The organism is Microtetraspora glauca, assembly GCF_040656155.1.
Classification (GTDB): Bacteria; Actinomycetota; Actinomycetes; order Streptosporangiales; family Streptosporangiaceae; genus Microtetraspora; species Microtetraspora glauca.
In genome coordinates, this window is sequence record NZ_JBFALK010000013.1 from 73,886 (window position 1) to 86,436 (window position 12,551).

General features: G+C 68.3%; 14 protein-coding genes. 4 read left to right on the plus strand and 10 right to left on the minus strand.

All coding sequences use genetic code 11. The features are described from left to right. Positions 1-67 precede the first annotated feature (67 nt). The 4 genes from rplI to rpsF all read right to left on the minus strand — a co-directional run bounded on the left by rplI (position 68) and on the right by rpsF (position 1,765). On the minus strand, positions 68-514 hold the full coding sequence (gene rplI / locus AB0I59_RS23295; RefSeq protein ID WP_061256133.1) for a 50S ribosomal protein L9: 447 nt from the start codon (positions 512-514) through the stop codon (positions 68-70). Positions 515-532: 18 nt separating this feature from the next. After that, on the minus strand, positions 533-769 hold the full coding sequence (gene rpsR / locus AB0I59_RS23300) for a 30S ribosomal protein S18 (protein ID WP_061256131.1): 237 nt from the start codon (positions 767-769) through the stop codon (positions 533-535). An 85-nt stretch (positions 770-854) separates the two neighbouring features. Continuing rightward, entirely contained in the window at positions 855-1,379 is a 525-nt protein-coding gene (locus AB0I59_RS23305; RefSeq protein WP_061256129.1) for a single-stranded DNA-binding protein, read from the minus strand. A gap of 95 nt (positions 1,380-1,474) precedes the next feature. Continuing rightward, complete coding sequence (rpsF, locus tag AB0I59_RS23310) at positions 1,475-1,765, minus strand: 30S ribosomal protein S6 (protein WP_061256127.1); 291 nt, start codon at positions 1,763-1,765, stop codon at positions 1,475-1,477. Between the two features lie 182 nt (positions 1,766-1,947). Here rpsF and AB0I59_RS23315 point away from each other — a divergent pair, with 182 nt between their 5' ends. Further along, the gene (locus AB0I59_RS23315; RefSeq protein WP_061256295.1) at positions 1,948-2,265 is read left to right on the plus strand and encodes a hypothetical protein; all 318 of its coding nucleotides are present in this window, start codon (positions 1,948-1,950) and stop codon (positions 2,263-2,265) included. A gap of 121 nt (positions 2,266-2,386) precedes the next feature. Here the strand turns inward: AB0I59_RS23315 and AB0I59_RS23320 are convergent, their stop codons facing one another. Next, a complete protein-coding gene (locus AB0I59_RS23320; RefSeq protein WP_358135949.1) occupies positions 2,387-2,563 on the minus strand; it encodes a hypothetical protein in 177 nt (58 codons plus the stop codon). A gap of 278 nt (positions 2,564-2,841) precedes the next feature. Between AB0I59_RS23320 and AB0I59_RS23325 the strand changes: the two genes are divergently transcribed. Continuing rightward, positions 2,842-3,636 (plus strand): deoxyribonuclease IV, encoded by a 795-nt coding sequence (locus AB0I59_RS23325; RefSeq protein ID WP_061256125.1) that lies wholly within the window; start codon positions 2,842-2,844, stop codon positions 3,634-3,636. A 58-nt stretch (positions 3,637-3,694) separates the two neighbouring features. Here AB0I59_RS23325 and AB0I59_RS23330 read toward each other — a convergent pair whose 3' ends face one another. The 4 genes from AB0I59_RS23330 to AB0I59_RS23345 form a co-directional block, all read right to left on the minus strand. Then, entirely contained in the window at positions 3,695-4,993 is a 1,299-nt protein-coding gene (locus tag AB0I59_RS23330) for a glycosyltransferase family 87 protein (RefSeq protein ID WP_358135953.1), read from the minus strand. Positions 4,994-4,997: 4 nt separating this feature from the next. Next, positions 4,998-6,326 (minus strand): glycosyltransferase family 87 protein, encoded by a 1,329-nt coding sequence (locus AB0I59_RS23335; RefSeq protein WP_358136230.1) that lies wholly within the window; start codon positions 6,324-6,326, stop codon positions 4,998-5,000. A 245-nt stretch (positions 6,327-6,571) separates the two neighbouring features. Continuing rightward, positions 6,572-9,058 (minus strand): transglycosylase domain-containing protein, encoded by a 2,487-nt coding sequence (locus AB0I59_RS23340; RefSeq protein WP_358135956.1) that lies wholly within the window; start codon positions 9,056-9,058, stop codon positions 6,572-6,574. Positions 9,059-9,510: 452 nt separating this feature from the next. Beyond that, the gene (locus tag AB0I59_RS23345; protein WP_358135959.1) at positions 9,511-9,906 is read right to left on the minus strand and encodes a DUF5318 family protein; all 396 of its coding nucleotides are present in this window, start codon (positions 9,904-9,906) and stop codon (positions 9,511-9,513) included. 126 nt (positions 9,907-10,032) lie between these two features. Here AB0I59_RS23345 and AB0I59_RS23350 point away from each other — a divergent pair, with 126 nt between their 5' ends. Beyond that, positions 10,033-10,671, plus strand: coding sequence for a PadR family transcriptional regulator (locus AB0I59_RS23350; protein ID WP_061256115.1), 639 nt, complete (start codon positions 10,033-10,035; stop codon positions 10,669-10,671). Between the two features lie 13 nt (positions 10,672-10,684). Continuing rightward, on the plus strand, positions 10,685-11,764 hold the full coding sequence (locus AB0I59_RS23355) for an inositol-3-phosphate synthase (RefSeq protein ID WP_061256114.1): 1,080 nt from the start codon (positions 10,685-10,687) through the stop codon (positions 11,762-11,764). Positions 11,765-11,919: 155 nt separating this feature from the next. Here the strand turns inward: AB0I59_RS23355 and idi are convergent, their stop codons facing one another. Beyond that, positions 11,920-12,501, minus strand: coding sequence for an isopentenyl-diphosphate Delta-isomerase (gene idi, locus AB0I59_RS23360; RefSeq protein ID WP_358135963.1), 582 nt, complete (start codon positions 12,499-12,501; stop codon positions 11,920-11,922). Positions 12,502-12,551: the final 50 nt, after the last annotated feature.

A 12,551-nucleotide genomic window follows, 5' to 3' on the forward strand; every position in this document is an offset into this window, starting at 1 on the left:
GTGCGCGCACGTCAAAGGGCCCCTCCCGGCATGGGAAGGGGCCCTTCGAACAGCTATCGTGCCGGGATCAGCCGGCGACGACCTCGACATCGAGGGTGGCCGACACCTCGGGGTGCAGCTTGACGCTGACCCGGTGCGAGCCCACGCTCTTGATCGCGTTGCCGATCTCGATGCGGCGGCGGTCCAGCTTGGGACCACCGGCGGCGGTGACGGCGTCGGCGATGTCGCCCGTGGTGACCGAGCCGAAGAGACGACCGGCCTCGCCGGCGCGGGTCTTCAGGACCACCTTCAGAGCGCCGAGCTGGCCGGCGACCTCCTTGGCGGTGCCCAGGTCACGGATCTCGCGGGCGTCGCGCGCCTTCTTGATCGAGGCGACCTGCGACTCGGCGCCGCGGGTCCAGCGGATCGCGAAGCCGCGCGGAACGAGGTAGTTGCGGCCGTAGCCGTCCTTGACCTCGACGATGTCACCGGGAGCGCCGAGGCCGGAGACCTCAGTGGTGAGAATGAGCTTCATGTCCTGAGACTCCTTTCCTTAGCGCGCGGTGCTCGTGTACGGCAGCAGGGCCATCTCACGAGCGTTCTTGATAGCGGTGGCCACGTCGCGCTGGTGCTGGGTGCAGTTGCCCGTCACCCGGCGGGCACGGATCTTGCCGCGGTCGGAGATGAACTTCCGCAGCAGCGCCGTGTCCTTGTAGTCGACGTAGGAGATCTTGTCGTGGCAGAACAGGCAAACCTTCTTCTTCGGCTTGCGCAGTGCCGGCTTCGCCATCGTGGTGCTCCTTTCAGAGCCCCGCATGATGCGGGAATGGTCGCTCGGATACGTGTTCGTGTGGTGCTGTCACCCGGAGGGGTGACTAGAAAGGCGGTTCGTCGCTGAAGTCGCCGCCGCCGAAGCCGCCGCCACCGCCGCCGCCACCCTGGTTGTAGCCGCCACCGCCGCCAGGAGCGGGGGTGGCCGACGCCCAGGGGTCATTGGACGGGCCGCCGCCGAAGCCACCGCCGCCGCCCTGCCGGGCGGTCTTGTTCACCTTGGCGGTGGCGTTGCGCAGCGAGGGGCCGACCTCGTCGACCTCGACCTCGTAGACCGTGCGCTTCTCGCCTTCCTTGGTCTCGTACGACCGTTGGCGCAGCCGTCCCTGCACGATGACCCGCATGCCGCGCTGCAGGCTCTCGGCGACGTTCTCCGCCGCCTGTCGCCACACGTTGCAGGTCAGGAACAGGCCTTCGCCGTCCTTCCACTCATTGGTCTGGCGGTCCAGGAACCGCGGAGTGGATGCGATGCGGAATCGGGCCACAGCCTGCCCCGTCGGGGTGAAGCGCAGCTCCGGGTCGTCGACAAGGTTGCCGACGATGGTGATCGTGGTGTCGCCTGCTGCCATCGGTCGCTTTCGCCTTCCTATCCCGTCAGCTCAGCCGTAAGGGCTTCAGAGTACGGCCATGGCCCGACAAAAACGCCGGGCTTGGCCGTTCCCGCTCAGTGGAGCTCGGGACGGATGACCTTGGTACGGAGAATGCCCTCGTTCAGGTTGAGCTGGCGGTCCAGCTCCTTGACCGTGGCGGGCTCCGCGGTCAGGTCGACCACGGCGTAGATGCCCTCGGGCTTCTTCGCGATGTCGTAGGACAGCCGGCGACGGCCCCAGACGTCGACCTTCTCCACGGTGCCGCCGTCGTTGCGGACGACACTCAGGAACTGGTCGAGCGAGGGCTGCACCGTGCGCTCATCGAGGGCCGGGTCGAGGATGACCATCAGCTCGTAACGACGCATGCGGAATCCAACCTCCTCTGGACTCTTGCGGTCACGACGCCTTGCCGTGACAGGAGGACGCTGTGGGCGGCGCGGGGGAAGTCCACCCCACGCTGTACAGAACACAGCCGATTCAGGCTACCAGGCCCCTGGCCGTTCGCCGTCCCGCGAGGGAAACTGAGCAGCAAGAGGGGGTGACGCACATGCCGAACGTTCTTGGCCGCGTCAGAAGGCCGCCTTTCCGCCTCACCTTGAACACGGATGGCAGGCCGCACACGCTGGAGAACGCACTGGCGCTCAGCACGCTGGTCCTCGGTCTCCTGGCGATCGTCACCGGGTTCGTCGTCAGCCTCCACATGGTCGCCTCATGGGTGGGCGCCATCGGCTTCTGCGGGGGGCTCTACGCGCAGTACGTCTCCGTGACGACGCCGCAGCGCAGCCTCATCATCTGCGGCCTCGTCGGGTCGTTCGTCGGAGCCGCGCTCGGAATCGCCCACGGAGGGTTCCTCCCGACCGGCTGACCACACCGGACGCTCGACCGGGCGCTCGCCCGGGCGGCCGCCCGGGCGGCCGACGACCTCGCGGACGCGACGGCCGGGCCGGGTTCGGCCGGCTCGGCCGTTCAGCGTGACAGCCGGCCGTTCAGCGTGCCAGGTGCAGGTCCACGCCCAGCAGAACGAGGACCCAGAGGAAGACGGCCAGCAGCGCCTCGCCGATCTGCCGCAGGATGCCGGGGGTCAGATAGTGGTGCACCCAGGCGACATAGACGCCGACGACGATGTAGATCACCAGGATGACGCGCAACAGTCGGGGGGTCATGTCGCCTCCTCGTGCGTCGGCGCGCACGGCGCCGTCGAAAGAGCGCTTCCCGGTCAAGTCCGCTTAAAACCCTCTTTGCCGGTGGCATGGAGTGCTTCTCCACGCTGTCCGCCGCCGAGACGCCCTTCGCCCGGAGCGTCTAGTGTCTGTACGGCGTGCCGCCCGGTACGGCACGGCCGACGGCGGCCCCCGGCGCGCGGCTTTCCACACACGACTTCCAGACACGACTCACACACACGACTTCTCCACACGACTTCTCCAACGGAGGTACGACGACGATGGGCAGTGGTCAGGACGGACGGTTCCCGCGCATCGGCGCGCACGTCGACCAGGACGACCCGCTCGCCCACGCGGCGGCGCGCGACGCCGACGTCGTGCAGTTCTTCCTCGGCGACCCGCAGGGCTGGAAGGGACCGGTCCTGCCGGAGAGCGCGGACGCGATCAGGGACTCGGAGGTGGACGTCTACGTCCACGCGCCGTACGTGATCAACGTGGCGACGGCGAACAACCGGATCCGCATCCCGAGCCGCAAACTCCTGGAGGGCCATCTGAAGGCGGCCGCGTCCATCGGCGCCAAGGGCCTGATCGTGCACGGCGGCCACGTCAACAAGGACGACGACCCGCAGATCGGGTTCGACAACTGGCGCAAGGTCTTCGAGCGGATGGACTGCCCCGTCCCCGTGCTGATCGAGAACACGGCCGGCGGCGGCAACGCGATGGCGCGCAAACTCGACCGGATCGCCCGCCTGTGGGACGCCGTGACCTCCGGCGCGCGGGACGCCTCGATGATCGGCTTCTGCCTAGACACGTGCCACGCGCACGCGGGCGGCGAGGATCTCACCGACGTCGTCGACCGGGTGAAGGCGATCACCGGCCGCATCGACCTGGTCCACTGCAACGACTCGCGCGACGCGTTCGACTCGGGGGCGGACCGCCACGCCAACCTGGGCGCCGGGCAGATCGACGCGGAGCGGATCCTCGCCGTCTGCCGGCAGGCGGGGGCGCCGATCGTCGTGGAGACGCCGTTCGAGGGCCAGGCGGACGACATCGCCTTCCTCCGCAAGCACCTCTGACATCCACAGGCTGTGGATAACTTCTCTGGATTACGACCGGCTCAGAACGGGTAAGGGTTCACGTTACGCGCATCCGGGGACCGCGCCCCGCGCCGTCCCCCAGATCGTCGAGACCCTCACCGGCATCGGCGTTCTCGGCGTCCGACCCGCGTGAATCATGCGAACCGCGCGGGTCGAGGGTGACCCGCGCGGGCCTGCGGGTGCTCCGCCAGAGCTGGACGAACGACACGACGGCCGCCGCGAGGAACACGAGGTTGCGCGCGACCAGGACCAGCGTGCCCGGCAGCCGGCCGCTCCAGCTGTAGTCCTCCTCCACCCACGGGTACATGATCCCCGTCAGCAGGGTGGCGACCAGGACGAGCCAGGCGGCGGGCCGCTGCCGGGTCCGTACGACGAGAACCACCGCCACGGCGCCGAGCAGCCAGATCAGATACTGCGGCGACAGGACCCTGCTGGTCACCACCAGGAAGAGGATCGTGGTGAGCGCCGCGTCATAGTACGTGTCATCTGTCGGCGCGGCGCGGAACCACCACACCGCGAGCAGGACGAGCGCGGCCGGCGTGGCGGCGACGCTGACCAAGGTGGCCGTCTCCACACCGGGACCGACGAGCTCCATGGCGCCGTGCTGGTACGTGGTGAACCCGTCCCACCAGCCCAGCGCGCGGCCGAGCGCGAACGGCGTGGCCGTCAGCGACTCGATCTGGAGACCCCGATCCTGCTGGGCGGTGAGGAAGTCGAGCGCGTGCGGCAGGACCAGGGTGGCCACACCGCACCCGAGCGCCACCACGACAACGGCCGAGGCCGTACTCGTCAGCAGCTCGCGCCAGCGGCGCAGCCCGGTGAGCAGCGCGACCGGCCACACCTTGATCGCGAGCCCGAACCCGATCAAGGCTCCCCGTACCGCCGGGTCCGTCGAGGCGGTGAGCGCCAGGACCGCGACCAGGGTGACCATCAGGTCGTACCGGGAGATCAGCAGCGGCCCCAGCAGGGCCGCGCCCACCGTCCACGCCCACACGCCGGTACGGCTCCCGCCGGTCTTGACCGTGAACCGGCACAGCAGCAGCAGGATCGCCAGGTCACACACCAGCGCGAGCACGTAGAAGTCGATCCGGTAGCTCCACGGCAGCAGGTGCGGGGCCAGCATGGGCAGCGCCGCGTAGGGCGGGTACTGCCATTTGTCGTCCCCGGCGGGGAACTCTCCGCCGAGCAGGATCTGCGACCAGTTGCCGTAGAGCCTGACGTCACCCTCGAACGATCCCTCGTGCCCGACCGGGATGACCTGCGTCGCGGCGAGGAAGAGCACCAGGCGAGTGATCACCCAGACGGGCAGCACCTGCCAAGGGAAGCGGTGTCGCACCCTTTCAGGCTTCCATGGTCGCGACGTCGGCCTTCGGCCGGGGCGGGAGCACGAACCGGTCCTCGGCCCGGTCGAACACCCCTCCGGAGGGGTCGTCCACGCCGGCCCGGCGGATGACGTCCGACTCCGGCCGCAGGATGTCCCGGACGACCAGGGCCATCAGGAAGACGATCGTGATCGCCCGCACCCACACCGACAGGAAGTACGCGGTGTCCCCGATGCCGAGGTTCACGCCGTCGGGGTACTGCGCGGTGAGATAGAGCCAGATCGCGAAGAAGTACCAGCATTCGGCGATCTGCCAGGCCACCAGCGCGCCCCACTTCGGCCGGGCGAGGACGGCGAACGGCACCAGCCAGAGCACGTACTGCGGCGACCACACCTTGTTGGTGATCATGAATGCCGCGAGCGCCAGGAAGCAGAGCTGCATCAGCCGCGGACGCCGCGGGGCCATCACGGCGAGCGCCGCGATCCCCAGCAGCAGCACGGCCAGCGCGGCCATGGCCATCGTGTTCAGCGCCTCGGCGTCGGCGAGGAAACCCCAGTTCTTGCGCTGGAAGAAGAACCACAGGCCGCCCCAGTCGGCGCCGCGCTCGCTGCTGAAGGAGTAGAACCGCTTCCATCCCTCGAAGTTGATCAGCATGACCGGCACGTTGGCGACCAGCCACGTCCCTGCCGCCGCGACCGCCATCCGGGCGAACGGCATCCACTTGCCCGTACGCACCGTGAGCAGGAACAGCGCGCCGAAGAACATCAGCGGATAGAACTTCGTGGCCACCGAGAGCGAGAGCAACACCCCGGCGAGCACGTGCCGGTCGCGCGACCACGCCAGCAGCCCGCCCAGCGCGAGCGCGCCCGCGGCCAGGTCCCAGTTGATGTACGCGCAGAGGATGACGGCCGGTCCGATGGCGTACCAGAGGGCGTCCCAGCGGCGGGCGGGTCCGGCCAGGGCGGCCATCAGCAGCGCGCCCGCGACCAGGGTGGCACCCATGAGGATCACGGTGATGTCGTAGAACGCGACGCCGTCACCGCCCGCGAGGCGCCGGGCGAACTCCATGATCGCGCCGATGCCGACGGGGTATTCGACCGGATAGTCGACGTAGGGGATCTTCCCCTCGTTCAGATGCTCGGCCCACCACAGCGGATAGATGTCCGTGTAGCAGAAGTTCGTGTACTGCCCGAGGCCGCCGTTCCACGCGCCGCCGAACCGGCACGGCCATTTCCACAGGAAGGCGAGCACCGCGCCGAGACCGGCGAGGAGTCCGATCGGGAGATACGGCACCGCCCTCTGCGTGACCGCGCCGAGCGGTCCAGGAGCGTTCGTGGTCCGGGTCATCACGCGCCTAACGATCACTGTGCGGGGGACGGTGCAGCGGAACTGCGCTGAAGAACGATCAGCTTTTCAGCATCGGTACGGTACGCACAATAAGCCAAGAACGGCGGAGCGGCCTTTCCACGCGTTGGACGCGATGAATTCACGGCATTCCTCGCTGAATCTTTCATGAGAATTCTCCGTACCCCCGGAAGTGCCCGGAAATGGCGAAGCCCCCGCAGGCGCAGCGCGCGCGGGGGCCTCGATCACTACATACCCGTGGTGGCCGTGGACTTCCTGCTACCGGAAGGTGAGGGTGCCGGGACCATCATCGGGCTGTGGCCGAAGCCGTCACCGCCGCCGAACGGGTCCTCACCGTCGCCGCCCGGATTCACGTCCTCGGTGCCGTTGCAGGCGAGGTCCATGGGGTCGCAGTTGCTCGTGTCGTCCGGCGGGAACCCGCCGTCCGGGGGGAAGTCGTCCTCGGGCGTGGGCGACGGCGTCGGCGTCGGGCTCGGCACGATGTTCTCCGGCGCCCCGGACGACGCCCTGGCCGGGAACTGCTCGACCTTCTCGCCCTCCATAGCCGCCATCATGAACGCGCGCCAGATGCTGGTGGGCGGACCGGCGCCTTCGAAGCCGAGCGAGATCTCCTTGGGATCGGTGTACTTGTTGTCGGGCCCGTACTTGGGCGCCTTGCCCTCCGGGCAGTTGGAATGCTGCGGCTGGACGATCTTCCCGCTCTTGGTCCGGCACTGCTCGCGGTACATGCCGACCGCGGTGACGAGTTGCGGGGTGTAGCCGACGAACCAGGCTTCCTTCTCGTCGTTGTTCGTGCCGGTCTTGCCGGCGGCGGGGCGGCCGATGCCCTTGCCCCCGGCCGTACCGGTCTTGAGCACTTCCTCCATCGCCACGGTGGCGTCCGCCGCCGCCTCGGGGCTGATCACCTGCTTGACCGCGCTGATCTCGGGCAGGGCGACGATGTCACCCTGCTTGACCTCCTTGACGACGTGGTAGTCCACGTGCTTGCCGGCGTTGGCGAAGATCGAGTAGCCCGCCGCCTGCTCCATGGGGCTCACCAGGGCGCTGCCGATGGTGAACAGGTACTTGTGGGCCTCGACGTCCTGATCCATCCGGCCCTTGTCCAGCCCGGCGTCGATGGCGATCTGCTTCACCGCGGCGAGCTGGCCGATCGTGCCGTTCTTCTCGTCCAGCGCGTATCCCATGGAGGCGAAGGCCGTGTTGACCGACTGGGCGGTGGCCTTGACCAGGTCGATGGCCGCGCCGACGTTGTGACTGTTCCCGATCTTCGTCGTGCCGGGCAGCTTCTCCGGCACGGTCGCGTTGCCGGGCACGAAGCTGTTGAGGCTGTAGCCGGCGTCCAGCCACGCGGCCAGCACGTAGGGCTTGAAGGCCGAGGCCGCCTGCTTCTTGGAGTCGAACGCCTCGTTCCACTCGTCGTTGAGGTAGTCGTCGCCTCCGTAGAAGGCGACGACCCGGCCGTTGCGCGGATCGACCGCGGCGAGACCGGCGTGGAACTCGTTGGACATGCCGTTGGTGACGTCCTTCACGGCCTTCTTGGCCGCGATCATCAGCTTCTTGTCGAACGTCGACGTGATCTTGTAACCGCCGCTCCTGACCGTGTCCGGCGACAGCCCGCGCACCTTCAGCTCCTGCAGGACCTGAGTGATCATGTAGCCCTTGATGCCGCTGTAGACGTCCTTGTCGTTCTCCTTCGCCAGCTTGGGGAACTTCTTGACGTCGACGAGCTTGGCGTCCTGCACGCCGTACTTGGCCGGGAGCCCGCCGTACTTCGCCGGGTCCAGCTTGGCCATGCCGTCGATGGCGTACGCGAACCGCTCGTAGGTGGGGGCGAAGTTCTTCTTCTGCTCCTCCACGTCGAACCTGCTCGGGCTCTGGATACGGCCGGCGAGGTAGGCGGCCTGGCCCTCGTTCAGCTCCCAGACGTGCTTCTTGAAGAAGGCCCGGGCCGCCGCCTCGATCCCGTTGGCGCCGCGCCCGAAGGGGACCGTGTTGAGGTACTGCAGGAGGATGTCGTCCTTGGACATCGACTTGTTCAGCTTGATCGCGACGAAGATCTCCTTGATCTTCCGCTGCGCGCTGACGTCCCTGCTCAGACCGTCGTAGTAGTTCCTGGCCATCTGCTGGGTGATCGTGGAGGCGCCCTGGATCTGCTCACCGCTGACGGTCATCCAGACCGACCGCATGAGACCGCTGAACGAGATGCCGGCGTCTTCGCGGAAGCTGCGGTTCTCCGCGGCGATCACCGCGTCCTGCACATGCCGGGGGATCTTCTTGATGTCGTCGATGATCACCCGCGTCTGGCCCACCCGGGCGATGGCGGTCTTGCCGTCGCGGTAGTAGATCACGCTGCCCTGGGCCGTGGCCTCCGCCTGCTTCCCGGTCGGCACCGGTGTGTTCGCGTACGCGACGGCGATCATGCCGAAAACGCCCGCCACCAGGATGGTGAACGCGGCGACGACGATCTTCCAGTTGGGGATGAACCGCTTCCAGCCGGTACGGCGCGGCTTGCGGTCATCGTCGTCGTCGGAATCACGCGGACCGCCGGGACCGCGCCCTCCGGGGCCACGGCCTCCTGGACCGTCGGGCCCCCGCCCACCCGGACCTCTGCCACCGGAGCCCGGTTCTCCCCTGCGACGGCGGCCGTCCGGGGGCATCGCCTGGGTCTCCTCGCCGCTGATCCGGCGACGCGGGTCGCCGGAGGGCATGCCCATGGCCTGCGTCCTGTCGCCACCGGGCCCGCCGGGGCGCTGGGGACCTCCCTGACCGGGGGGACCGTCAGGTCGCCCACGCCCAGCGGGCCCACCGGGCCCTCCCGGACCACCGGGAGCGCCCGGGCCGTTCGGCCGCGGCAGGTTCTGGGTCCGGTCCTGTCCCCCGGGCGCACCCGGGCCGCCGGGACCGTTCCTGCGGGGATCCGGTCCGGGCCGGGACTGCTGCACGGACGGCATGCCCTGGGTGTCCTCGAAGGCGGCCTCGCTGCGGCGCGGGGCGCCGGGCCGTCCAGCGGGAGGGCCCTGGGGAGCACGGCCGTACTGGTCACCGGGCGCCTCGTCCGCGCGACGGCGGCGCCCAGGGCGGGCTGATCCACCGGAGCCCGAGGAGTCCTCGGGACGGCCGGTCGGCTCCGGTCCATAGTTGCTGTAAGTCACGCGTCCTCGTCCAGTCAATCAGGGAAAATCGCCGGCATCGGCCGACGGGCAGGTGAGCGTATCTCCTCAAAGGGAGGACCGCCCTGAACCGGAGGGTCGTCGCCCGTACCGATGACGAACGCGACATGCCTGTGGTTCCAGCCCCAACCATGGCAGACCTCGACCACGTAGACGCTGGATTCTCCGCATTCCCGAGCGGTCTCAGGAAGGTCTGACGTGGCTTTTACCCTGGCCGCCGATCGTCCCCGCCGAACGTGCGTGATCTTGGTCACATCGGGGCCGGGGGGCCGGAAAGGGGAATGTCTCCCACGGTTCGGGGTAGCGCGCGGGCGCACGAGACCACGACGGATCGGCGAGAACGCCGTCCGTTCCGTACGACCGGCGAAACCGGCCGTCCAGTGTGACCGCATGTGACACAGATTACGGCTCTTTACCGGATCGTGCCCCGCGCTTGACACGTTGCACGGTATGCCAGCCAGACGTATCCTGCGGATGTATCGCTTCGATACATCTGCGAGATACAAGGGGGTGTTCCGGTGACCGGCCCACGTGGTGGCATGCTGGAGCTCGCCGTCCTTGGCTCGCTACACGAAACCCCCCTGCACGGGTACGAGCTGCGGAAACGGCTCAACACCCTGCTCGGGATGTTCCGCGCGTTCTCCTACGGCTCGCTGTATCCCTGTCTCAGGGCGCTGCTCAACGACGGTCTCATCACCGAAGAGGAGCCGCCGGCGGACACCGTCATCGGCCGCAGGTCGAAGATCGTGTACAAGCTGACCGCCGAAGGCAAAGAACGGCTGCACGAGCTGCTCACCCAGGCCGGGCCGTCCGCCTGGGAGGACGAGAGCTTCGGCATCCACTTCGCCTTCTTCCGTCACACGGAGGCGGAGGTACGCCTACGCATCCTCGAAGGCCGCCGCAGCCGCCTGGAAGAGCGTCTGGACAGCGTCCGTACGGCTCTCTCCCGGACGAGGGAACGGCTCGACAGCTACACGCTGGAGCTGCAGCGCCACGGGCTCGAATCGGTCGAGCGCGAGGTGCGGTGGCTGAACGAGCTGATCGACTCAGAACGGCGGGGCACCGCGGCACGCGAGGACCCGAGCACGACCACAGAACGACCGTCTGCCGTACAGGACACGACCACCGGGGCCGAAGAGCCCAGGACAGATGAGTAAAGGAGCGAGTGCGATGGGTTCGGTGCGCGTAGCCATCGTGGGTGTGGGGAACTGTGCCGCGTCACTGGTGCAGGGCGTCCACTACTACAAGGACGCCGACCCGGCCAGCCGAGTGCCGGGCCTGATGCACGTGAAGTTCGGCGAATACCACGTCGGTGACGTCGAGTTCGTCGCCGCTTTCGACGTGGACGCCAAGAAGGTCGGTCGCGACCTGTCGGAGGCGATCGTGGCCTCCGAGAACAACACGATCAAGATCTGCGACGTGCCGCCCCTGGGCGTCACCGTGCAGCGTGGGCACACCTTCGACGGTCTCGGTGAGTACTACCGCGAGATCATCGAGGAGTCCGACGAGCAGCCGGTCGACGTCGTGCGGGCGCTCAAGGACGCCGAGGTCGACGTCCTGGTGTCCTACCTGCCCGTCGGGTCCGAGGAGGCCGACCGGTTCTACGCCCAGTGCGCGATCGACGCCAATGTGGCGTTCGTCAACGCGCTGCCGGTGTTCATCGCGTCCGACCCCGAGTGGGCGGCCAAGTTCACCGAGGCCGGCGTGCCGATCGTCGGCGACGACATCAAGTCCCAGGTGGGCGCCACCATCACGCACCGGGTGATGGCCAAGCTGTTCGAGGACCGCGGTGTCGAACTGCTGCGCACGTACCAGCTCAACTTCGGCGGCAACATGGACTTCATGAACATGCTGGAGCGCAAGCGGCTCCAGTCCAAGAAGATCTCCAAGACGCAGTCGGTCACCTCGCAGATCCCGCACGAGATGTCCAAGGCCGACGTCCACATCGGCCCGTCCGACCACGTGCCGTGGCTCGACGACCGCAAGTGGGCCTACGTCCGCCTGGAGGGCAGGTCGTTCGGCGACACGCCGCTCAACCTGGAGTACAAGCTGGAGGTCTGGGACTCCCCCAACTCCGCGGGCATCATCATCGACGCGGTCCGCGCCGCCAAGATCGCGCTTGACCGGGGCATCGGCGGCCCGCTGCTGTCGCCCTCGTCGTACTTCATGAAGTCCCCGCCGGAGCAGTACTCCGACGACGTCGCGCGTGAGGCCGTGGAGAAGTTCATCCGCGGCCAGCTCGAGCGCTGACGCCCCTCCCTCCGAGGGGCCCGGAATCGACGGACGCCCCGGCTCGTGTTCGAGCCGGGGCGTCGTCGTCAGATCATGTGCTTGCCCGTCCCCGGCGAGCGCTCCGCCGAGCACCGCGATCTTCTTGTTCTGGTCCTGGCGCGGTCGGCCTCTGGTCAGCGGACCGCGGCGGGCAGCTCCGCCGGATCGCCCACGGGCCAGGTGAGCGGGTCGGGCCCGAGCGCCACGAGCTGCGGCACCTGCTCCCGCGCCCAGGGCGAGATGTCCATCTCGCCGCTCAGCACCATGTCGGCGAACTGCTTCCACGGCATCCAGCGGACCGCGTCGACCTCTTCGGGGTTGGGCACCGCCTCCTCCGAGACGATCACCCGGTAGACCGGGCACAGCTCGTTCTCGACGGTCCCGTTGTCCATGACCGCCCGGTACGCGAACCGGGGCAGCAGGAGATCCACGCTCTCGACGGCGAGCCCGAGTTCGTACCGCAGCCGCCTGATCACCGCCGTGGGAAGGGCCTCATCCGGCAGCGGATGCCCGCAGCAGCTGTTCGTCCACTGCGCCGGCCAGGTCAGCTTGTGCCCGGCCCGCTGGGAGAGCAGCAGCCGCCCCTCGCGGTCGAAGACGTAGCTGGAGAACGCCAGATGCAACGGCGTGTCGGTGCCGTGCACCTCGGCCTTCGGGGCCGTGCCGATGGGGTTTCCCTCGCCGTCGACCAGCACGACATGTTCGTCATTGGTCACACGACCGAGGTTACGGGGTTTGTCCCGGGAATCCTCACGAACCATGAATA